At 41.0% G+C, this 23,702-nt stretch carries 21 protein-coding genes; 1 reads left to right on the plus strand and 20 read right to left on the minus strand.

Features of this window, described 5'->3' with window-relative positions; genetic code table 11:
* Window positions 1-4 precede the first annotated feature (4 nt).
* The 16 genes from ISX59_RS02365 to tsaD all read right to left on the minus strand — a co-directional run bounded on the left by ISX59_RS02365 (window position 5) and on the right by tsaD (window position 15,172).
* Window positions 5-1,828 carry a BatD family protein gene (locus tag ISX59_RS02365; protein WP_032539373.1) on the minus strand — a complete coding sequence of 608 codons (1,824 nt, stop codon included), beginning with the start codon at window positions 1,826-1,828 and terminating at the stop codon, window positions 5-7.
* A 35-nt stretch (window positions 1,829-1,863) separates the two neighbouring features.
* Window positions 1,864-2,574, minus strand: coding sequence for a tetratricopeptide repeat protein (locus ISX59_RS02370; RefSeq protein ID WP_175413947.1), 711 nt, complete (start codon window positions 2,572-2,574; stop codon window positions 1,864-1,866).
* 8 nt (window positions 2,575-2,582) lie between these two features.
* Window positions 2,583-3,608, minus strand: coding sequence for a VWA domain-containing protein (locus ISX59_RS02375; protein ID WP_005777880.1), 1,026 nt, complete (start codon window positions 3,606-3,608; stop codon window positions 2,583-2,585).
* 13 nt (window positions 3,609-3,621) lie between these two features.
* Complete coding sequence (locus ISX59_RS02380; RefSeq protein ID WP_032531023.1) at window positions 3,622-4,605, minus strand: VWA domain-containing protein; 984 nt, start codon at window positions 4,603-4,605, stop codon at window positions 3,622-3,624.
* Window positions 4,606-4,656: 51 nt separating this feature from the next.
* Window positions 4,657-5,730: a membrane exported protein gene (locus tag ISX59_RS02385; protein ID WP_032539271.1), complete on the minus strand. Its 1,074-nt coding sequence runs from the start codon at window positions 5,728-5,730 to the stop codon at window positions 4,657-4,659.
* A gap of 8 nt (window positions 5,731-5,738) precedes the next feature.
* The gene (locus ISX59_RS02390) at window positions 5,739-6,608 is read right to left on the minus strand and encodes a DUF58 domain-containing protein (protein WP_005806284.1); all 870 of its coding nucleotides are present in this window, start codon (window positions 6,606-6,608) and stop codon (window positions 5,739-5,741) included.
* Window positions 6,609-6,664: 56 nt separating this feature from the next.
* Window positions 6,665-7,660: a MoxR family ATPase gene (locus ISX59_RS02395; RefSeq protein ID WP_005777888.1), complete on the minus strand. Its 996-nt coding sequence runs from the start codon at window positions 7,658-7,660 to the stop codon at window positions 6,665-6,667.
* Between the two features lie 241 nt (window positions 7,661-7,901).
* Window positions 7,902-9,317 (minus strand): HU family DNA-binding protein, encoded by a 1,416-nt coding sequence (locus tag ISX59_RS02400; RefSeq protein ID WP_220575617.1) that lies wholly within the window; start codon window positions 9,315-9,317, stop codon window positions 7,902-7,904.
* Window positions 9,310-9,600, minus strand: coding sequence for an HU family DNA-binding protein (locus ISX59_RS02405; RefSeq protein ID WP_005777892.1), 291 nt, complete (start codon window positions 9,598-9,600; stop codon window positions 9,310-9,312). The genes ISX59_RS02400 and ISX59_RS02405 overlap by 8 nt, the downstream gene beginning before the upstream one ends.
* Window positions 9,601-9,675: 75 nt before the next feature.
* Window positions 9,676-10,974, minus strand: coding sequence for a 30S ribosomal protein S12 methylthiotransferase RimO (gene rimO / locus ISX59_RS02410; RefSeq protein WP_122142144.1), 1,299 nt, complete (start codon window positions 10,972-10,974; stop codon window positions 9,676-9,678).
* Window positions 10,971-11,930: a signal recognition particle-docking protein FtsY gene (gene ftsY, locus ISX59_RS02415; RefSeq protein WP_022011375.1), complete on the minus strand. Its 960-nt coding sequence runs from the start codon at window positions 11,928-11,930 to the stop codon at window positions 10,971-10,973. The genes rimO and ftsY overlap by 4 nt, the downstream gene beginning before the upstream one ends.
* A 150-nt stretch (window positions 11,931-12,080) precedes the next feature.
* A complete protein-coding gene (locus ISX59_RS02420) occupies window positions 12,081-12,239 on the minus strand; it encodes a DUF4295 domain-containing protein (protein WP_005777897.1) in 159 nt (52 codons plus the stop codon).
* Between the two features lie 19 nt (window positions 12,240-12,258).
* Window positions 12,259-12,447 (minus strand): 50S ribosomal protein L33, encoded by a 189-nt coding sequence (rpmG, locus tag ISX59_RS02425; protein WP_002560155.1) that lies wholly within the window; start codon window positions 12,445-12,447, stop codon window positions 12,259-12,261.
* A gap of 22 nt (window positions 12,448-12,469) precedes the next feature.
* The gene (gene rpmB / locus ISX59_RS02430) at window positions 12,470-12,730 is read right to left on the minus strand and encodes a 50S ribosomal protein L28 (RefSeq protein WP_002560154.1); all 261 of its coding nucleotides are present in this window, start codon (window positions 12,728-12,730) and stop codon (window positions 12,470-12,472) included.
* Between the two features lie 121 nt (window positions 12,731-12,851).
* Window positions 12,852-14,084 carry a CinA family nicotinamide mononucleotide deamidase-related protein gene (locus tag ISX59_RS02435; RefSeq protein WP_220575618.1) on the minus strand — a complete coding sequence of 411 codons (1,233 nt, stop codon included), beginning with the start codon at window positions 14,082-14,084 and terminating at the stop codon, window positions 12,852-12,854.
* A gap of 68 nt (window positions 14,085-14,152) precedes the next feature.
* Complete coding sequence (tsaD, locus tag ISX59_RS02440; protein ID WP_005777909.1) at window positions 14,153-15,172, minus strand: tRNA (adenosine(37)-N6)-threonylcarbamoyltransferase complex transferase subunit TsaD; 1,020 nt, start codon at window positions 15,170-15,172, stop codon at window positions 14,153-14,155.
* 200 nt (window positions 15,173-15,372) lie between these two features.
* On the opposite strand from tsaD, the gene ISX59_RS02445 reads away from it, so the two are divergent.
* The gene (locus ISX59_RS02445) at window positions 15,373-19,809 is read left to right on the plus strand and encodes a translocation/assembly module TamB domain-containing protein (protein WP_220575619.1); all 4,437 of its coding nucleotides are present in this window, start codon (window positions 15,373-15,375) and stop codon (window positions 19,807-19,809) included.
* Between the two features lie 108 nt (window positions 19,810-19,917).
* On the opposite strand, the gene ISX59_RS02450 is transcribed toward ISX59_RS02445, so the two are convergent.
* The 4 genes from ISX59_RS02450 to ISX59_RS02465 all read right to left on the minus strand — a co-directional run bounded on the left by ISX59_RS02450 (window position 19,918) and on the right by ISX59_RS02465 (window position 23,643).
* Window positions 19,918-20,298: a YccF domain-containing protein gene (locus ISX59_RS02450; protein WP_005820355.1), complete on the minus strand. Its 381-nt coding sequence runs from the start codon at window positions 20,296-20,298 to the stop codon at window positions 19,918-19,920.
* A gap of 88 nt (window positions 20,299-20,386) precedes the next feature.
* Window positions 20,387-21,880: a proline--tRNA ligase gene (gene proS, locus ISX59_RS02455; protein ID WP_005777918.1), complete on the minus strand. Its 1,494-nt coding sequence runs from the start codon at window positions 21,878-21,880 to the stop codon at window positions 20,387-20,389.
* Window positions 21,881-22,059: 179 nt separating this feature from the next.
* On the minus strand, window positions 22,060-22,824 hold the full coding sequence (locus ISX59_RS02460; protein ID WP_220575620.1) for a CDGSH iron-sulfur domain-containing protein: 765 nt from the start codon (window positions 22,822-22,824) through the stop codon (window positions 22,060-22,062).
* An 84-nt stretch (window positions 22,825-22,908) separates the two neighbouring features.
* Complete coding sequence (locus ISX59_RS02465; protein ID WP_220575621.1) at window positions 22,909-23,643, minus strand: TIGR02757 family protein; 735 nt, start codon at window positions 23,641-23,643, stop codon at window positions 22,909-22,911.
* Window positions 23,644-23,702: the final 59 nt, after the last annotated feature.

The raw sequence follows: 23,702 nt of genomic DNA on the forward strand, positions 1-23,702 counted from the left end.
TAATTTAGCGTTTTATTGAATTCTCCATCTTACTAACCACTTCCAACGATGATGAATAAACCTTATCCATGGCTTGGCTTTCATCTCCCGGTGCAAAACGTGCAAACTCACACTCATTCAGAGCAGCCAAGAAATCTTTTATCAACTCGTCACTGACTCCATGATTTCTAAGTTTATCTTCCACATTATCTTTTGACAAACGAGAAACCGGAATATTGAGTTTATCACTAATATACCCCCATAAAGCTTTAAGTACTTCATCATAAAATGCTTCTTTCTTATTCTCTGCAAGTAATTTTCCAGCCAACTTCATTCGTCTTGCAGCTACTTTATTAGCTTTCTTTGTACGCATCTTAGCTACATTTGCATTTTCTGCAGCTTGCTTACGGTAAACTATGAAGAATATAATAAATACAACAGCAGGAATAATGTAGAATAGCCAATAAAGTAAAGAACCGAATAAAAGACTATCTTTCGGCTGAAGTTTAACATCATTCAATTTTATATAGCGGATGTCTTCACCTAATATTTTCAGTTCCTCTTTATTAGTAAAGTTTGCAATAACCTGATCTGCATTTCCTGCCCCTTTTTCCACTTTGACTTCATAGTCTTCAGTACTCAGTGTTTTATAAGACTTTGACTTTATATCAAAATAACTGAAAGAAACTCCCGGAATCTTATAAACTCCAGCATGTCTCGGAATGGCAAGATATTCAATAACCTTACTCCCTGAAAGTCCTTCTTGAGTCAGACGAACTTTACTGTCCATCTTCGGTTCATATACATCAAAATCCTCCGGAAATTTTATTTCCGGGTTAGCTATTAATTTTAAATTACCAGTTCCTGAAATTACCAGCTTTACCGTTATAGCATCATTCGTCTTCACTTCTTTAGAATTAATAGAAGAAGTGACGCTAAACTCCCCTACTCCTCCAGAAAAGTTAGCGGGTTTACCAGCAGGCAACGGAGTTACATTAATTGTGATCTTGGGTGTCATGATTACCTTACTCACATTTACATAATTGCTACCACCATTAAAAAAAGCATCAAATGGATCATCAGATTGTACAGCTTTCGCGATAGTAGCATCAAAACGTGCAGGTTCAATCGTCAGCTTTCCGGATTGTTGAGGAAATAATACAAATTGACGATATACAGTCGTAAAATAATTCCTTCCCTTATAATGTTCCTGTGACCATTTAGCATTAGCCGGCATTTCTATTTCTTGAGAATGGAATCCTTTAAAATCAGGTAGTTTCACATTCTCAAATCGAAGTTGGGACTCACGAGTATAAATTTTAAAAGTTAAAAGGAAAGCCTCCTGTTCATATACATTAGTCTTATTGGCTGTAGCAGTAATAAGCAAATCCTGATTGGAAACGGAAGAGGATATCCCAGTTGGGCTACTTGATGACGAAGCGCTACTACTGCCAGTACTTCCTCCAGTCTTATCGGGAGGAAGAACCTTTATTTTTACCGAATTAGAAACCATCTGATTTCCATCTGCCGTAATCGTAGCACCCGGAATAGAATATTCTCCTTCAGCCGTGGCCATCAGAATATAAGTAAAAGTAATACTATTATTGGTAACCCCATTAATCGATTGCATACGTTGCGAACGATTAGGTCCCATTAATACATCAAATCCTTTTATAGAAGGCACACGAAAATCCCTTACCTTTATCGTATTTACTGTATACGATAACCTAAACTGGTCACCCACTACTACAGCATCAGGTGCAGATGCAGTAAATACTACCTTCCCATCAGCCCACGCCTGTGTAGTCACCGCTACCAGTGTAATCAATAAGAAAATCAATTTTCTCATTTCCTCTGAAGTTTTTATCATCAATTATTTTATTATTACCAATCCTTCTCTAAACGTCTTCCCTGAAGAGTCTGTTGCTTCTTCACTTTATCTTGAACACCTTTTTCATCTTGCATTACAGAATTAAGCAACTGCTCTGCATTTTCCTTAGACATTTCATTGTCGTTCTTCTCAGACTTAGGAGGTTGCTGCTGCTGTTTATCCTTATTTTGATCATTTTGCTTATTCTGATCTTTATTATCTTGTTGCTTTTGCTGATCATCTTTATTCTGATCCTGATTTTGGTCTTGGTTCTGTTGATTTTGCTGTTGATCTTTCAACAACTTTTGAGCCAATGCCAAGTTATAACGGGTTTCATCATCTTTCGGATTATTTCTCAAAGACATCTTATATGCTTCAACCGCTTTCTGATAATCTTTACCAGACTGGAATAATACTCCCATATTATGATAAATCTGTCCCAACTTGGCCTTATCTTTTTCTATTTGAGTTGCAGCTACATATTGCTCCATCGCATCTTTAAACTTTTGCTGTTGCGACAACGTATTACCCAAATTATACATAGAAACAGTTGATTTGGGATTCACCTCTAATGCTTTTCGGTAATTAACCTCAGCATCCACAAAAACACTGTCCTTAAAAAGACGATTGCCTTTACGGATATAATCACGCTCAGCCTTTTGTGCAAATGTACCCAGAGAGAGGGATAGCAACAGAGCGAATAATATATATTTACTTCTTGACATACACATTATTACTTATTAGAAAACAACCGAATGTTTTTAAACAATGGATTTTTACGATCTAAAATCAACATCTCTACCAATAATAAAAGCAATATCATCCAAGCAATTACTTGGAATTGTTCATTATATTCTGTATACACTTTAGACTCAACATCTGATTTAGCCATCTTATTAATTTCTTGATTAATAGCCTTTTGCGCAGAATTTGAGTTATCTACACGAACATAAATCCCATTCCCTACCTTTGCAATTTCCTGACACATAGCCTCATTCAAACGGGTCACAATTACATTGCCTTCACGATCACGGCGAAAATCGTTACTACCTTCAATTGGAATAGGAGCACCATCGGGCAAACCAACTCCCAAAACGTTCACTTGAATACCTTTTTTGGCAGCTTCTTTAGCAGCTTCAACAGCCCCGCCTTCATGGTTCTCACCATCGGTAATCACTACAATAGCACGTCCTACTCCTTCTTGTGGAGTAAAGCTGCGAGCTGCCAGACTGATCGCTGCACCAATAGCTGTACCTTGTTTAGATATTAACGAAGGATTAATAGATTCCAGAAACATCTTAGCGGAAATATAATCACTCGTTATGGGCAACTGAGTAAAAGCATCTCCCGCAAATACAATCATGCCCACTTTGTCATTCTCCATACCATCTACTAATTTAGATATAAGCCTCTTAGCTTTTTCCAAACGACTTGGCTGAACATCTTGTGCAAGCATAGAGTTAGAAATGTCCAATGCAATCATAACCTCTACTCCTTTACGCTTTACAGTTTCAAGTTTAGAGCCGAATTGTGGACGGGCTAACAATACCGCAAACAGACCTATGGCGGTAAATACCAACCAAAACTTTACATCCGGACGATATTTAGATACATCAGGCATCAGTTGTGCCATCAATACCGGATCCCCGAATTTACGAATAGCTTTCCTCCTTCTATAGTTAGAAAAAAGATAGAAGGCTACCAACAATGGTAGCAACAACAACAAATATAAATATGCAGGTTCTTCAAATCGAAACATCTTTCTATCTATTTTATGGTATCTTCTTCAATATTGAGTTACGTAACAGTAGTTCAAGCAGTACACATAAGAAAGCAGCCAGCGCAAACCAACGATATTCTTCCTGACGCTTACTATACTCTTTCACGTTCAATTTCGTTTTCTCCAATTTATCAATCTCTTCATAAACCTCTTTCAGTTTCGAATTGCTGGTAGCACGAAAATAGTTTCCATCCGTAATACCTGCTATTTGAGTAAGGGTTTTTTCATCAATTTCAACCGGCGTATTAATATACTGTACTGTTCCCCCAACCGGTACCGGATAAGGAGCCATACCATTTGTTCCCACACCAATAGTATAAACACGTATACCAAAACTTTTTGCTATTTCAGCAGCTGTCAATGGAGAAATATCCCCTTTATTATTTGTACCATCTGTCAGCAAAATAATCACTTTTGATTTTGCTTTACTATCTTTCAGCCTAGTTACTGCATTAGCAATTCCCATTCCCACTGCTGTCCCATCCTCAATAATATCGCACTTAATACCTTGAAATAGATTCAGTAATACAGCATGATCTACCGTTAAAGGACACTGAGTAAAACTTTCACCGGCAAAAAGCGTAATACCTATATTATCATTCGGACGGCCATTAATAAATTCCGCAGCTACATCTTTAGCAGCCTCCAATCTATTAGGCTTCAAGTCCTCTGCCAACATACTGGTAGATACATCGATAGCTAACATAATATCAATACCTTCGATTTCGCTGTTTTGCCAGCTATTGGTTGTTTGAGGGCGTGCCAAAACCAAGATGATCAATATTAGAGCAATGATGCGCAAACCAAAAGGTACATGCAGCAAATAGTTCCTATAACTTTTCGGTGCATGTGCATATACACGTGCATCAGAAATCTGAAGAGTCGGCTCCGTCTTCTTCCGCTTCATTATATACCACACAATATATGGTATAAGTAACAGCAGCAAAAACAAATATTCAATATTGGCAAAAACCATTCTATTTACAATTTACTATTTCTTATTTTATATGATAAAAGTCAAAACCTATTACGCAAACAAGTTATAGAGTTGTAACCCTATATATACAAAGGTTCCAATAAGAGCAGCCGACAAAAATACAATACCACATATCAGTAATATCTTTGTACGCAAAGACCTTTTCTCTATAATGGTGATTTCAGTAGGCTGTGGCTTCAGGTTCTCTTCTTCCGGTTGTTTGGTTTCATTAATAAAATCAATTGCATTAATTAAATTCGTATCATTTTCGTTCATTTGCGGATCATGCTTAGCGAATTTAACCAAATCGGCTGTCTGGAATAAATATTTTAAATCTGATATAGCTTCTTTATCATTAAATTCAAGCAATTTATCTATAATTTCAGATGAAGTCATTTCCAATGCATTAAAACCAAATCGATTCTTAATATATGTGCGAAGAGCATCTGTCAATTCCGTATAATATTCCTTTGGTTGTCCCTTTTGCCATATCTTCTCTGTCTTAATACGCTCTATCTCTTTCATTGCCAGTTGATGTGGAGGCAACTTAGGCTCAACCTTTATTTTACGAATAATAGGCTTATTATCACGGATGCGAACAATCAAATAAATGAGCAATCCTAACAGTGGTAATGCCAAAAAAGAGCAACCAATCAAGCCATACCAATCTTCCCATGCAAAAGGAGCCTTCATAACGGTCTTCTGACCAAAAAACTGATCAGGATGCAAAGTATCCACAGGCATTGAGTACACTTTCAATGCCAATGCTTTCGATTTATACTCTTTATTATCGATCTTCACACCCATAGGAGGAATATAATATAAAGCTGAATCAAAAGAAGTTACCGTATACTCCTGGGTAATTAACATTCTCTGGCGATCATTTAAATACTGTGTATCAGGTTTAGCAGTTTCCACAATTTCCACCCCACGTACCAGCGTATCTGTAAATACCGGAAAAACAGCTTTCTGCTTCACATCCATCGCTACTTGTAACTGCACTTTTGCCTGTTCTCCTATTAGAATTTGCAAAGAGTCTATTTTAGCATCGACAGTCACAGACTGTGCAGCAATTCTGCCAGAAACCAGAAATAACAATACTATCAGAAATATATTTTTATTCATCTTTCCTGTTAATTTCGTTTAGCAAATAAATTCAGTAACGCTTTCACGTAATCCTGATCAGTACGTACCGAAACAGAATCAACATTACTTTTTGTAAACGTTTCGTCTAACTCAGTTTGTTTATTTACCCACCATTCATGATGCGCCTTACGCACTCCGGCCGAAGATGTGTCTATCCACTGTTCATGTCCGGTTTCCGCATCTTTAATCCGCATCAAACCTACTGCCGGTAACTCAGCTACTCTCCTGTCATATACTTGAATAGCGACAACATCATGTTTCCTATTGGCTATGGTCATTGCATTCTTAAAGCTTTCCTGATCTATAAAATCGGATAAAATGAAAGCTGTACAACGTCTTTTCATGACATTCGTCAGATATTCCAGAGCAAGGCGAATATTTGTACGACGACTTTCGGGCTTAAAATCAATCAGTTCACGAATAATGTACAGAATGTGTTTACGCCCTTTCTTGGGAGGAATAAATTTTTCTATTCTGTCTGAAAAGAAAATAACTCCGATCTTATCGTTATTCTGAATAGCAGAAAATGCGAGAGTAGCTGCAATTTCTGTTACCATATCCTTCTTCAGCTGTTTTACGGTGCCAAATTCCAAACTACCGGAAACATCCACCATCAACATCACCGTCAGTTCGCGCTCTTCCTCAAACACCTTCACAAAAGGTTTGTTAAAACGCGCTGTCACATTCCAGTCAATGTCACGTATATCATCACCAAACTGATATTCACGCACCTCAGAAAAAGCCATACCTCTACCTTTGAAGGCCGAATGGTACTGTCCTGCAAAAATATTGTTCGACAATCCACGCGTCTTTATTTCAATCCGACGAACTTTTTTTAGAATTTCACTTGTTTCCATCTATTTAATTGAGAATTGAAAGTTGGTAATTGAGGATTATTCATTCTCAATTAAAATTAAGGCACTTCTATCTTATTCAATATTTTACTTACAATTTCATCAGAAGTTACATTGCTGGCTTCCGCTTCATATGTCAATCCGATACGATGCCGGAGGACATCATGTGCAACAGCACGTACATCTTCCGGAATCACATAGCCACGACGTTTAATAAATGCATAAGTACGTGCAGCCAAAGCCAGATTAATGGAAGCACGAGGTGAACCACCGAATCCAATCATATCTTTCAGCTCTTTCAAATCATATTTTTCGGGATAACGTGTAGCAAATACGATGTCTACAATATAACGTTCAATCTTTTCATCCAAATAAACCTGGCGTACTACTTTACGGGCTTCAATTATTTCTTCTGCCTTCAAAATAGGTTTCACATTGAATTTCTCTCCATTAATGTTTTGGCGAATAATTAATTTCTCCTCTTCCTGCTTCGGATAATCAATAATCACCTTAAGCATAAAACGGTCTACCTGAGCTTCCGGAAGCGGATATGTACCTTCCTGCTCAATCGGGTTCTGTGTAGCTAACACAAGGAATGGCTCAGGCAACAAGAATGTCTCTTTACCAATGGTCACCTGACGTTCCTGCATGGCTTCAAGCAGGGCACTCTGTACTTTGGCAGGCGCACGGTTTATTTCATCGGCCAATACAAAATTAGCAAAAATCGGACCTTTTTTCACTTGAAAGGTTTCATCTTTCTGACTGTAAACCATAGTACCTACAACATCGGCAGGCAACAAATCAGGCGTAAACTGTATGCGGCTGTATTTTGCATCGATCAACGAAGCCAATGTCTTGATTGCCAAAGTTTTTGCCAATCCTGGTACACCCTCAAGCAATACATGCCCGTCAGAAAGTAGCCCGATTAACAGTGACTCTACCAAATGTTTCTGACCCACAATGATCTGGTCCATGCCTGTTGTAAGATTGGTAACGAAAGCACTCTGTCTTTCAATCCGCTCGTTCAATTCGCGGATGTCAATTGATTCAGCCATAAATACTAATTATTTTATTGTTTAATTTCTTACTTATAATATAAATGAAACCTATGTTGTAAGGCTTTTTAATTTCGATTCCAAAAGTACACTATATCTTTAACCATTCCAACTAATTTTTATTAAAAAACAATGCGAAGTCTTTAGATTAAGGTACTTTCATACGCTTTTGTATTTGTATAACATAAACACGGCACCCGGATGTATACAAGTTTATACACCCGGGTGCCATACAAAGCCGTTACTTTTTAACAAGTTCCGGTATTTTAAGTACAGTACCATATGGCACACTATTCGGATTCTTAATCACTCCCTGATTATGCTTAACAATATAAGGCCACAAATCTTTTGTACCATAGAAGCGTAAAGAGACCTTGGTTAAAGTCTCCCCCTCTTTCATCATATAGGTAGTCTTAGTACCGGTAATTATGTAATTTACAGAATCCGGCTTAACAGGTATTGACACCACCTTCTTAGTAACCTTTTCCTGAGAAACCGATTTACTCTCCGATACTTTATCCGTTTTCACCGACACAGGTTTAGGATTCACTACCTGTTGTTTATCCTGCATTTTTACCACCACTTCGGCTATAGTATCTGTTTTCATAACAGTATCTAACGGGACTTCCTTTATAGGCTCTTTTTTCTCCACCGCTTCAATTACGGTTGATTGCATTTCTTCTTTAGAAAACAAATCCGGATAATAAACAAAAACCAGAGCCGCACCACAAAGCAGCATAACAACCGCTATGATAGTTACCAAATAAGGGACAGGAGACTTCTCTTTTTTGAATTTAATTTCTTTTTGGGGGTGCCTCTCCTTTCTCATAGGAACAATCGGAACTTCTGTTTTCTGAATCTCCCGAGCAATTATTTCTTCTGCAGTCAGTTTAGGAGCCTCGCCTTCTTCTATTTCTTTTTCCGCCTGCTCTTGTTCTTCCTCGAATCCTTCGTCAGTCTTATCTGGTTTAATGTCTTCCGATACTTCATCAACAGATAATCCTTCTATTTCTATAATAGTCTTTGTGCCCGTATCCTTGCAGGTTTCCTTTTCAACTTCTTCTGGCACATCAACCATTCGACCTCCAATTTCTATATTTTCCGTTTTTTTCGTATCCTCCTCAATATCCCCAGTAGTAGTCTCAGCATTCTCAGTGCTTTGCTCCGGCATACCCTCCGATTCTACTGTTTCTATCTGCTCTGCTGCCTCTATAGGCTCTGTTTCAATCTGCTTTTTCCCTGAGACATCCTCCATAAACTGTACCCCTTCTACTCCAGGCACATCCACCGGATCTCCCTCCAATTCCTCTATCGGCGTATCTTCCAATACAGTATTCTCATTCAGTACAACCGTCTCAAAATGAGAAAAAGGCCTATTAATAATATCCCGCAAAGAAGGATCAGGAGTAAAAGAAATCTTTGTATGTCCTTCTATCTTAATTCGTTCGCCTGTATTGATATTTACACTTTCACGGCTATTAACCCCTATCAGTTTAAATGTTCCCAGCCCCTTGATTTTCACGTACTGATCATTCTCCAGAGCCTGTTCTATCAACAGAAAAAACTCCCGAACAAAAACATCGGCATCTTTTTGAGGGACCCCATGCCTGCTAACCAGTAAATCAACAAGATTCTGTATAGTCAACCTTTCATTCATACGGAAATGCTTCTTTAAACTTATCCTTTAAGATTGGACTTGGCTTGAATGCCAACACCAGTTTGGGTGGAACCAACAAGCGTAGTCTGGTGACAGGATTGATGACAATACGCTCAGCCTTCTTTTTTACTTCAAAAGCACCAAATCCCTGTATTCCTATAGCATTACCTTCCTGCAGCTCCTGAATGATGTCAGACAGCAGAGTAGTTATCAAGTCAGAAGTATCTTTTGTATTATATCCTAACCTGCGCGAAAGTTCTGAAGTAAATTCTTTGTTATTCAAAATACTACAATTTTAAAAGTGTGTTGCTATATTAGTCAATCCGAATGAAAAAAACAAATTCTTAGGGAAATATCTTTAGATAACTTTCGCAAAAAGATCGAATTCATCGGAATCAATCACCTCTATTTGATAAAAGTTACCAACCCTCAGACTATCTCCCTCGCACTTTATTAATACCTCAGGATCTACTTCCGGAGAATCAAATTCAGTGCGCCCAACATAATAATCACCCTCTATACGATCAATGATAACTTTCATTTGCCACCCCACCTTAGATGCACTAAGTTCAGCAGAAATCCCCTGTTGAATATCCATCAGTTCATCCAAGCGGGCCTGTTTCACTTCTTGAGGAATAGAATCTTCATAATTAGCTGCCGCATACGTGCCCTCTTCCTCTGAATAAGCAAAAGCTCCCATTCTATCGAAACGGACTTTACGAACAAACTCTTTCAATTCCTCAAAATCCTCTTCTGTTTCACCCGGATGCCCCACCATCAACGTTGTACGTAAATGAATACCGGGAACTTCTTTACGAAACTGTTCAATTAACCGATAGGTGTCTTCTTTGGTCACATGACGCTGCATACGTTGCAACATGTTATCACTAATATGTTGCAATGCTATATCCATGTATTTGCATACATTATCCCGTTCACGCATCACTCTAAACAAGTCTTCAGGAAAATGTGCCGGGTATGCATAGTGTAAACGTATCCATTCCACACCCGGAATCTCAGAAACACGCTCAATCAATTCCGGGAGCATTTGTTTCTTGTATAAATCGACTCCATAGTAAGTCAACTCCTGGGCAATCACCTGAAACTCTTTCACACCATTGGAAACCAAGTATCTCACTTCGTCCAAGATCTCTTCCATGGGACGAGACACATGACGTCCTGTAATGATTGGTATAGCGCAATAAGAACATTTACGGTCACACCCCTCTGATATTTTCAGATAAGCATAATGTTTAGGGGTAGTTAGCGTACGTTCAATATGAAGTTCGTCATGGTAGGCTTTTCCCAAGTCCTGCAACAACTCTTTCCAGTTGAATTTACCATAAAACTTATCAACCTGAGGAATTTCAATCGCCAATTCTTTTAAATAGCGTTCCGAAAGACAGCCCATAACAAAAAGTTTTTCCAGATTTCCTTCTTCTTTTTCCTGGGCAAATTCCAGAATCATATTAATTGATTCTTCTTTCGCATCACCGATGAAACCGCAGGTATTGATAACTGCTATTTCTCCTGTCGGTTTTTCCGAGTCATGGGTAACATCATATCCGGCTTCTTCCAACTGACGCATCAACTGCTCCGAATCCACCAAATTCTTAGAGCACCCTAATGTTATGATATCTATAGTTTTTCTTTTCATGCATTCTCTCCAAATAAGGAGTCTACAAATTCTTTCTTGCGGAAAACCTGCAGGTCTTCCATACCTTCACCCAATCCAATATATTTCACCGGAATCTTAAACTGGTCTGAAATTCCGATAACAACGCCTCCCTTTGCCGTTCCGTCCAGTTTTGTTATAGCCATGGCAGTCACCTCTGTAGCCAACGTGAATTGTTTAGCCTGCTCAAAGGCATTCTGCCCGGTTGAACCATCAAGCACCAGCAACACCTCATTCGGAGCATCAGGTACCACCTTCTTCATTACATTCTTAATCTTCGTCAGTTCATTCATCAAACCGACCTTATTGTGTAGGCGTCCTGCTGTATCTATAATCACAACATCCGCATCATTAGCAACGGCCGAGCTTAATGTATCAAATGCAACCGAAGCGGGATCAGCACCCATTTTTTGTTTTATCACCGGTACACCTACTCTATCTCCCCAAATTACAAGCTGTTCTACAGCCGCTGCACGAAATGTATCGGCCGCACCCAAGTAAACAGATTTACCGGCTTTCTTGAATTGATAAGCAAGTTTACCAATGGTAGTTGTTTTACCAACCCCATTCACACCCACTACCATAATGACATAAGGCTTTTTCTCTACCGGAACATCGAAATCAGCAACATCATCCGAATTATTCTCAGTCAACAATGCTGCAATTTCTTCACGCAGAATTGAGTTTAGCTCTTGTGTATTTACATATTTATCTTCTGCCGCACGTTTTTCAATACGTTTAATGATATTAAGGGTAGTCTCTACTCCCACATCCGATGTGATAAGCACCTCTTCCAGATTATCCAGCACTTCATCATCCACCTTCGACTTGCCGGCTACCGCACGGGCAATCTTGCTGAATACACTTTCTTTGGTTTTAGATAATCCTTTATCTAAAGTTTCCTTCTTTTCCTTTGAGAAAAAACTAAAAAATCCCATGATTACAATTATTTGTATAATACATTATGCTACAAAGATATAATAAAACTGGCGTAAAGTAAAAATTGAAGCGAATAAAATTGGCAAAAAAAATCCCCTCAATGAATATCAGTGAGAGGATTTTTCAGGTTGCAATCTAATGCAACCGGCTTATTTCTTAAAAAAGTCTTGTACTTTTTCGTTAGGAACCATTTGTTCATCAAAAATGTAAGCTCCAGTCTTCGGAGATTTAACCATTTTGATAACCTTAGTATAAGCACGACCTTCTTTAGATCCTTCGTGCAAACTTGCTACTGTTTTCTTTGCCATGGGTTATACTCTTTCTTTTTTATTTAATTTCTTTGTGTACTGTTACTCTCTTCAGAATCGGGTTGTATTTTTTCAACTCAAGTCTTTCTGTAGTATTCTTTCTGTTCTTAGTTGTGATATAACGAGATGTTCCCGGCATACCGCTATCTTTGTGTTCTGTGCATTCCAGAATCACCTGAACTCTATTACCTTTTGCTTTCTTTGCCATAATCAGTTTCTCCTCTTACGTTTTAGCCAATAACTTTAATGGTTTTCCAATCACAATACCCTTTGGCAACTGCATCATTCAGAGCAGCGTCCAAACCTTTCTTATTAATAATACGCAAACCAGCAGCGCAGAGGCTCAGGCTGATCCAGCAGTCCTGTTCTACATAGTAGAACTTTTTGTTAAACAAGTTCAAATCAAAGGTTCTCTTAGTTCTTCTCTTTGAGTGTGAAACATTGTTGCCAATCATGGCTTTCTTTCCGGTAATTTGACAAATCTTCGACATTTCTATCTTATTTTTATAGTTTTAATCTATACTTCTTTCAAACAGAGCGCAAAGTAAGCACTTTTATAGATATAAAACAAGCATTTCTTAAATAAATTCATTATTCAGCAGTAATTTTTCTTCATTTCACCAATTTTCGAAGTAACAGAAGAGCATTATTACCTGCTCTCTCCACATTCATTTCTCTTCCGCGGTCAGTTTCCTGCTTCATAGTGCAAATTTCATTTTTATAGGCAGCAGCAATCCAGACTGTACCAACAGGCTTCTCCTTAGTACCTCCACCAGGACCTGCGATACCCGAAGTGGCGACTGCACAATCAGTTTTCAGCGCTTTCATCGCACCTTTTACCATCTCAATTACGGTTTCCTCGCTTACAGCACCTTTCTTTTCAAGCGTTTCCATCGACACACCCAGCAATTTCATCTTTACTTCATTAGAGTACGCCACTACACTTCCTTTAAAATATTCCGAACTTCCGGCAACCGAAGTAACACGGGCTGCAATACTTCCACCGGTGCAACTTTCTGCGGTGGAAAGGGTCAATTTCTTCTTTTTCAGAAGTTCCCCAATCAGAATCTCAATCGGTGTATCTTCTTCATCCAAAATATCTTCACCTAAAATGGCTTCCAATTTGGCGCTCTCAACATTTAAGTATGTCTCTACTTCCTGACGATCTTGTCCACGTCCTGTCAATCTCAAACGAATCAAACCGGGTTTAGGCAAGTAAGCAAGTTTAATACAAGACGGCAGCGCCACCTCCCAAGCCTCCAATTTTTCAGCCAGCACTGATTCCGGATAGTTTTGCACAGTAAAAGTACGATGTACAATGGCATCTGTATGAAACTTTGCGCACAAACGAGGAATCACTTCTTCACTCATTACCGTAGTCATCTCCTGAGGAACACCGGGCATGGAAACAAGCACTCTACTATCCTTTTCAAACCAACTGACAGAGGCACTTCCCACCCGATTATTAATGATCGTACAATTCTCTGGCACCATCGCCTGACTCTTATTCAACGCATTCATCGGTATTTTTCCAGCTAATACCCGCTTCACATTTTCAAATACAGCCTCACTAAAAATCAGTTTGGTACCAAAATATTCACAAAGGGTTTGTTTGGTGATATCATCCTTAGTAGGGCCCAAACCACCTGTCATCAATACAATATCCGCCCTTTTCATCGAGGCATCCACTGCTTCGGTTATCTCTTCTGCACGATCACGTACAGACACTACACGAATAACTTCGATACCGACTTTATTTAATTCGCGTCCCATCCATGCCGAATTAGTGTCAGTCACCTGGCCTATCAGCAACTCATCACCGATGGTTATTATCTCTGCAAACATGATTTTTTTTATTTAGCTTTCTCAATATTATAGATATAAAGAAGAAGAAAGATCTACCCTCTTTTCTTTTATAAAGTCACACGTGAATAAGCCGGCAATTCCATAGGACAGAAGTCTTTATCCTGATATTTAAAATATCCCGTAATAGCGATCATTGCAGCATTGTCCGTGGTATAGCTAAACTTTGGAATAAAAATCTTCCAGCCATACTTCTCCGCATGCTCACGGAAAGCATTACGCAAACCGTTATTGGCGGACACACCACCTGCTACAGCCACCTCGTTAATCTTATACTGTTTGGCTGCTTTACGGAGTTTATCCATCAATATATCTACAACAGTCGCTTCAAGAGAAGCGGCTAAATCAGTCTTATGATGTTCGATGAAATCAGGATCTTCTTTCATCCAATCACGCAACGAGTAAAGAAACGATGTCTTCAATCCACTAAAACTATAGTCCAACCCCGGGATGTGGGGTTTGCTGAATGTATAAGCTTTCGGATTGCCCTGACGTGCCAAACGGTCAATAATGGGACCGCCCGGGTAACCAAGCCCCATCACTTTTGAACATTTGTCAATAGCTTCTCCGGCAGCATCATCAATTGTCTGTCCCAGAATCTCCATATCATTGTATGCCTTCACCAGTACGATTTGAGAATTACCTCCGGACACCAACAAGCAAAGGAATGGGAAAGTGGGTTGTTCATTCTCTTCACCCTTTTCTTTAATGAAATGTGCTAATACATGTCCTGTCAGATGATTAACATCAATCATGGGAATGTTTAATGAGCGGGCAAACCCTTTCGCAAAAGATACTCCCACCAGCAACGATCCCATCAGTCCGGGACCTCTCGTAAAAGCTACCGCACTCAATTCCTCTTTCGTCACCCCTGCACGTTTCAATGCTTCATGCACCACAGGTACTATATTTTGCTGATGCGCACGTGATGCTAATTCGGGTACTACACCACCGTAAGCTTCATGCACCGCCTGACTGGACACTACATTCGACAACAGAAAACCATCTTTTATTACCGCAGCCGACGTATCGTCACAGGAAGACTCAATTCCTAATATAATTGTACTCATACGCTTTTTGATATTTAAACGATGCAAAAGTAATGATAAAAGTAGGATTCATAACGAACTATTTTATATTTTTGTTCGCAAAATAAAAACAACCGCTTATCAGAACGCTGAAGAAGACTGTACGCTGGGTTATCGGTATTATATTAGGTGTATATATCGGAACTATCATTTTGCTGAATATTCCTTTTATTCAGCGAAATATGACCACGTTTGTCGCAAAAGAACTATCCCGGACATTAGGTACTGAACTGACTATCGGTAAGATAGATATCGGACTATTGAATCGTATCATCATAGACGATGTGCTGCTCGACGATCAATCGGGCAAAGAGATGCTTAAAATTACTCGTCTTTCCGCCAAGTTTGATATTATCCCCCTATTCAACGGAAAAATCGCAATCAGCAGTGTACAATTGTTCGGCTTTAACATCAACCTGAACAAACCTACTCCGAATACGGACCCTAATTTCAAATTTGTCCTTGACGCATTTGCCTCTAAAGACACAGTAAAAACAGACAAGAGCCTCGACTTGCGTATCAACTCTATATTGATACGCCGTGGTAAGTTGGCTTACGATGTACTGTCGGAAAAAGAAACTCCCGGAAAGTTCAACCCCCAGCATGTCAAATTGCATAATATCATTGCCAACATCTCTCTCAAAGCACTTCAAGGCGATTCGATCAATGCGGCCATCAAACGGCTAAGCGTGGATGAACAATCGGGCTTTGAGCTGAGAAAGTTGAGCCTGAAAGTCATAGCTAATGACAGAGGCATGAAAATAGAGAATTTTGCTATAGAAATGCCGGGTACCGAAATGAAAATGGATACCATTCGGATGGAATATGACAGTTTGGGAGCACTCAATCATTTTGCCGATGAAGTCCGCTTCTCTTTCCGTACTCTGCCATCCTACGTGACCCTGAATGATATTTCAGCTTTTGTTCCGGCACTATCCAACTTTAAAGAAAAGCTGGATCTGGGCATCGATGTAGAAGGTACACTCAACCAGTTGAACTGCAAAACGCTGGAAATTAATGCAGGCGATAAATTCCGACTGAAGGGAGATGTCTCTTTACAGGATCTATCACGCCCGCAAGATGCCTATGTATACGGGCATCTTGCCAATCTATCTGCTAATAACGATGGAATCGGATTCCTGGTACGCAACCTGAGTCCGCATTACAATGGGGTTCCTCCTATTCTGCAGCGTTTAGGAAATGCTTCCTTTCACGGTGAAATATCAGGGTATTTCACAGATTTGGTCATGTACGGTCTGTTTCGTACCAACATTGGTTCTGTCCAAACTGACTTAAAGCTCAGTTCCGATAAGGCCAAAGCCTTGTTTTCTTATTCGGGAGGTGTAAAGACCACCGACTTCGCACTGGGACAGTTGCTGGATAACAAGCAACTGGGCAAAATTACCTTTAATCTGAATGTTCAAGGCAGCCACTACCGTAACCAGTACCCCGCCATCACGCTAAAAGGCCTGATAGCTGCCCTCGAATACAGTAATTATAAATATGAGAATATCACACTCGACGGAGAGTTCGAACGTGGCGGCTTCGACGGAAAGGTGGCACTGGATGATGAAAACGGTTCGATACATTTAAATGGTAACATCAATGTAGTCGAGAAAATCCCGACTTTCAACTTCAATGCTGTAATAGATAAAGTACGCCCGCACGACTTGAACCTGACCAAGGATTATCCGGACGCAGAATTCTCTCTGAAGCTGAAAGCTAACTTCCGTGGCGGTTCCATCGATGAAATGATAGGTGAAATCAACATAGACAGTCTACAATTCACCGCACCCGAAAAGAATTACTTTCTGGATAATATCAACATCATAGCCACTCGACAAGACAAACAAAACCAACTGAAACTGACCTCCAGTTTCCTGAAAGCAAGTATTGAAGGTAATTATCTGTATCACACACTTCCGGCAAGCGTAATGAATATTATGCGGCGATACATTCCTTCATTGATCCAGCCGGATAAGAAGCCGATTGAAACGAATAACAACTTCAGTTTCGATGTCCACATATTCAATACAGAACTGCTGTCTACCGTATTCGACATCCCATTGAAGATATATACGCACTCAACTGTAAAGGGTTACTTCAATGACCAGGCACAGCGGCTGCGAGTAGAGGGCTATTTCCCCCGGCTACAATATCAAAACACGTTTATCGAGTCCGGACTGGTGCTCTGTGAAAATCCTACTGACCAGTTCAAGGCCAAGATACGGTTCAATAACCTGAAAAAAGAGAGTGCCGTAAGCATCTCACTGGATGCGCAAGCCCAAAATGATACCATAAGTGCCAACATCAATTGGGGCAATAATACCATCAATACTTATAGCGGACGATTATCCGCTGCTGCCAGCTTCTTCCGCAAGGCCGAAGAAAAGTCGGCACTGAAAACAGTCGTAGACATTAAGCAGACAGACATTATCCTGAACGACACTTTGTGGCAGATTCATCCGTCACAAGTAGTAGTAGATTCGGGCAAAGTAGATATAAACAATTTCTATTTCTCGCATAAAGACCGTCACATCCGCATCAACGGGCGCATCTCGGAACATGCCGAAGATACACTGAAGGTAGACCTGAAGGACATCAATGTGGGTTACGTATTCGATGTGGTAGATTTTGACGATGTGGACTTTAAAGGAGATGCCACCGGAACGGCGTATGCCAGTGGCATTTTGAAAGAGCCGGTCATGAATACCCGCTTACATTTTAAAAACTTCACTTTCAATGATGCTTCTTTGGGAGCAATGGATATTTACGGAGCATGGGAGAACAACAAACGTGCCATCTTCCTGGATGCTCACATGGAAGAAGAAGGGCTATCGAAAACGCACGTCATCGGGCACGTCTATCCGTTAAAGCCGGAAAGTAAACTGGATTTGAATATAGAAACGGAGCATACAAACATTCAGTTCCTCCAATATTTCATGCGCTCCATTGTCGAAGACCTACATGGACGTACCAGCGGCAAAGCTCATTTCTATGGAAAATTCAAGGAGCTCAACATCGAAGGGGATCTGATGACAGATGCGTCGTTGAAGATAGGAATATTAAACACATCATTTGCCGTAAAAGACACTATCCGTCTGTCCACCACCGGTATCACTTTCGACAATATACATATCGCAGATATGGAAGGGCACCAGGGCACAATGAACGGCAAACTGAATTTCAGGCATTTCAGGGATTTGAGCTATCACTTCGAATTCAACGTGAACAACATGTTACTGATGGACACGAAAGAAAGTTCTGATATCAACTTCTACGGAAAAGTGTATGGAACCGGCAATGCGATGCTGGTTGGCAATCCGCAGGAACTGCAAGTCAATGCAGCCGTCACGACCAACCGCAATACCAATTTTGTCTACATAACCAATGCCACTGCTTCAGCAGCCAGCAACCAGTTCATTAAGTTTATTGACAAAACTCCGCGCAGATTCGTTCAGGATTCCATCAATGTAATATCAGAATATGAGCGGCTGCAGCAGGAGATGGAGGAGGAAGAGACAAAAACGGATATCCGCCTGAATCTGTTGATAGATGCTACTCCGGACGCTACTATGAAAATTATCATGGACCCCATTGCCGGAGACTACATCAGCGGTAAGGGCTCCGGCAACATACGGACAGAGTTCTTTAATAAAGGAGATGTGAAAATGTTCGGAAACTACCGCATCAGCCAGGGTATTTATAAGTTCAGCTTGCAGGAAGTCATCCGCAAGGACTTTATCATAAAAGACGGAAGCAGTATCACTTTCAACGGTCCCCCGTTGGATGCGACGCTCGATATACAAGCCAGTTATACGGTGAACTCTGCTTCGCTGAATGACCTGATCCCCGATGCCGCAGACCCGATCACCCAGCAACCCAATGTAAAGGTGAATTGCATCATGAACCTGACCGGAATTCTCTGGCGCCCCAATATTAAATTAGGTATCGAACTCCCCAACGAACGGGACGAGATACAGACGCTGGTACGCAATTACATCAGTACGGAAGAGCAGATGAACATACAGATACTCTATCTGCTGGGTATCGGCAAGTTCTATCCACAGGAGAGTACCGGAGGCACCCAAAACTCTAATATGACATCGTCAGCCCTATTTTCTACTCTGTCCGGACAGTTAAACAATCTGTTATCGCAGGTATTCGATAACAACAACTGGAACATCGGAACGAATCTCAGTACCGGTGACAAAGGCTGGACGGACATGGAAATAGAAGGTATCCTGTCCGGACAGTTATTGAACAACCGTCTGATTATTAATGGTAATTTCGGCTACCGGGATAATCCGTTAGCTAATACCAATTTCATCGGAGACTTTGAAGCGGAATGGCTGCTCAACCGCTCAGGAGACATACGTCTGAAGGCGTATAATGAAACGAACGACCGTTATTATACACGGACCAACCTGACTACCCAAGGAATCGGTATCATGTACAAAAAAGATTTTAATAAATGGAGTGAACTTCTCTTCTGGAATAAATGGAAGTTGAGAAACCTGAGAAAGAAACAGGCTACCGCACGAGACAGCATCCCGAATGACACGGTAAAGGACATCACCAAAGCTAAATCGGAAATGAAAAGAGAGCATCCGATGTGACGCTCTCTTTTCTTCAGTTTTTATTTTCGTATGTCTCTCTTACAAAGAAAGAATACAAAAACGGAAAGTGTATGAATACCGAAAAGGGATGTGAAGAAGATAGAACGATTAAAAGCCCTTATCGACAATAACCTTTCCGAAGGGAGTCAGAGCCAGTCCGGCAAGTTTGAAGTGTTGTCTCCCGAATGGTATACCAATGATTGTGATACAAAGCAGAATCCCCCATCCCAGGTGAGAAAGGCTGATCCAAATTCCACCAAGAAACAGCCAGACTATATTCATTATTATACTGAGGCAACCTCCCGAATCGGGGGTGCTCCTCACCTCTTTGCCGAACGGCCATAAAGCAAGCCCGGCCAGTTTCAGAGTCTGAAAGCCAAATGGAATACCAATAATGGTAACCATCATCAAGAGACTTGCAATAAGATACTCTATCGCAGTAAAAATGCCGCCGCACAGCAGCCAGATAAGATTCAAGAATGGATTCATAGGCTATTAGAATAACGATAGTAAAGAAAAAGGTTGGAAGTTCATTTCGGTACCTCCAACCTTTTTTCCTTATACCTTATATTAATTATTAATAAGAACGAGCAAATATCACACGGCAAGCAGAAGGTTTGCCGGTTACCATACACTTACCGGGCTCTTTGTCACCTTCAACAAACGAATCGAACGGGATACAACGAATAGTAGCTTTTGTCTCTTCCTTGATCTTCTCTTCTGTTTCCGTAGTTCCGTCCCAATGAGCCAGAATGAAACCGCCCTCTTCGATTTTTTCCTTGAATTCATCGTAGCTGTCTACCTTAGTGATACGTGAATCGCGATAAGTACGCGCTTTCTTGTAGATGTTGGCCTGAATCTCTTCCAACAGATTTTGAACATATGTCTCGATACCATCGCAAGTAACGGTCTCTTTCTCCAATGTATCGCGACGCATCACCTCCATCGTATTGTTTTCCAGGTCGCGTCCGCCCATTACCAGACGAACCGGTACACCCTTCAGTTCATAATCGGCAAATTTGAAGCCCGGTCGTTTGTTATCGGCATTATCATATTTGACCGAAATGCCCAATGCCTTCAGCTTCGCTACAATACCTTCTACCTTGGCATCAATCTGTTTCAGCTGCTCGTCATTCTTATATATAGGAACGATCACTACCTGAATCGGAGCCAGATGTGGAGGTAATACCAGACCGTTGTCATCCGAGTGGGTCATGATCAATGCACCCATCAGACGGGTAGAAACACCCCATGAAGTAGCCCATACGTACTCAAGCTTATTTTCTTTATTAACAAACTGCACATCAAACGCTTTCGCGAAGTTCTGTCCCAGGAAGTGAGACGTACCACTCTGTAACGCCTTGCCGTCCTGCATCATCGCTTCAATGGTATAGGTGTCAAGCGCACCGGCAAAACGTTCATTGGCCGACTTCACCCCTTTCACCACCGGAACCGCCATGTATTTCTCTGCAAAGTCAGCATATACATTCAGCATGCGGATTGCTTCTTCTTCTGCCTCCTCACGTGTTGCATGTGCCGTATGGCCTTCCTGCCACAGGAATTCTGCTGTACGGAGAAACAGTCGTGTACGCATCTCCCAACGGAAAACGTTTGCCCACTGGTTGCATAAGATAGGCAGGTCACGATAAGACTGAATCCAGTTTTTATAAGTATTCCAGATGATTGTTTCGGAAGTCGGACGGATAATCAGTTCTTCTTCCAACTTTGCAGCAGGGTCAACCACCACACCCGAACCATCTTCGGCATTCTTCAGGCGGTAGTGAGTAACTACGGCACACTCTTTGGCAAAGCCTTCCACATGCTCAGCTTCACGACTCAAGAATGATTTTGGAATCAGCAACGGGAAATAAGCATTCACATGTCCGGTTTCCTTAAACATATCGTCCAGCTGACGTTGCATTTTCTCCCAAATAGCGTATCCGTAAGGCTTAATCACCATACATCCGCGTACAGCCGATTGCTCTGCCAAATCGGCTTTCACTACCAAATCATTATACCACTGCGAATAGTTTTCGCTGCGTTTGGTCAGGTCTTTCAGTTCTTTTGCCATTATATTTTTCTTCTTTTAAAGTTTTCTATCTTCAAAACAGGATGCAAAAATACTAAAAATGGGTGAACTGTGATCATTCTTTATCTATAATTTTAAGAGGGAACCCGGCAGGGCAGTTCATAAACAAGCCGGTTTATCGATTGACAACCGGCTTATTTATGATTTTTCAGAAAGCAGAATCACCACTTCTTGCCTTTTTCTTCCAACGGAAGTCCGTCGCTGAATCCCATGGAAGCATGTGTACCGTCGCAAAACGGTTTATTGGACGACTGTCCGCAACGGCACAAAGTCACCCTGTTCCTGATTGTATAGCTTTTGCCATCCGCACTCTCTATGCGGATACCGCCTTTTACCCAAATAGGTCCGCTCACTCTGATTCCGGGATCCTCAATAATACCGATAGAGGGCTCAAAAGGCGGTTCGAAGACTTTTTGCGTCTCTTTGTCCCAAACGACGAGCCGCCCGGCAGGACAATGGCTGGCCTCGCGACGGACAAGTTCACGCTCTTCTTCCGTTTCAGCGAGTTGTACCAGATTCCAGATTCGGCCGCGTGCATCGCAGAAACGGGCAAAAGCACAATACTTTTCGTTATCGGCAAGCACCATGGCGGGGCCTTCCAATTCCTCGGCTTCTTCAAGTAACGGACGTTTGTTATTGGTTTCATTAGAGTCCCAATCGGTGACACGCTTATGAGAACCGTCACAGAAGGGTTTATGGCGGGAATGCCCGCAACGGCACAGAGCTACCGGAGTGGCCGAACTGTCGAAACTCAGCCCGCGTTGATACACCCACGAAGAACCTTCTTCATTGGGAAGAATAATTTCCTGGTCAATGGGAGGATTACCATAAACAAGATAAGGGCCGTCAGGAGTTATTTTGATATAATACTTCTCGGGTGCTTGCCGACTGCCCTCTTCTACTAAAACTTCTTCTTTCTTAGTCATAATTTTACGCCATAAGGAGGTTTAACATATCATTTATCGCTTAAAGAACAGATAGTCAAGCTAAAAAGTTTCTTATAACACCGTCTAACTTTTTATGGATTCGTTGATACCAAACCCGAAAAGTGCAAAGTCTCCCTTCACCGGATCATCCGGCCATATCTCCCGCAATGCATCGGTAATACAACGCGCAGTCTTCAGACATTTACGTGCATCGGTCAGTCCAAGATCGACTGAAATGCGATGCACATGCGTGTCGAGAGGAATAATCAGATCCGAAGGATCAAAACTCCGCCAGATACCCAGATCCACAGGAGAATCCCGACGAATCATCCAGCGCAGGAACATACACATCTTTTTCGCTTCGGAAGCACTTGCCAAAGCAGGCATCCCATTGATATGTCCGAACACGGATTGCAGTCTTTCCAACGGAGTACCCCAAGAAAGCGAATGGCACAAATGCGACTCCAGGTCTTCATATTCCTGATAGGCCGCATACAAAGCCTGACAAAGTAAATAGAAATCATTCCAGGAATAATAACGATAGAAGCTGGTTTTTACTCCTCGATATTTCTTCCACTCCTCACTAAGTATATACCGGTAAGGAGCATTCGAGAACAGTTCACGGTCAATCCGGTCGCCGCTTTTGATAATAGCCTTCCGGTTTCCGGTAGCAATCCAAGAGGCTACCAGGGCAGAGATCTCAATATCGGACTTGCCGGTATAGCGATGTGGAAACTGTATAGGGTCGTCCATAATAAATTCGGCTACCTCGTATTTATCTGCCAAAAATGCAAGTTTATTCTTTAGTTCTTGTTTCATAAACGTTAGAAGGTATGTATCAAAAAGAAACACCACAGATTACGCGATTCTATACATGA

The organism is Bacteroides sp. FSHCM14E1, assembly GCF_019633785.1.
Classification (GTDB): Bacteria; Bacteroidota; Bacteroidia; order Bacteroidales; family Bacteroidaceae; genus Bacteroides; species Bacteroides hominis.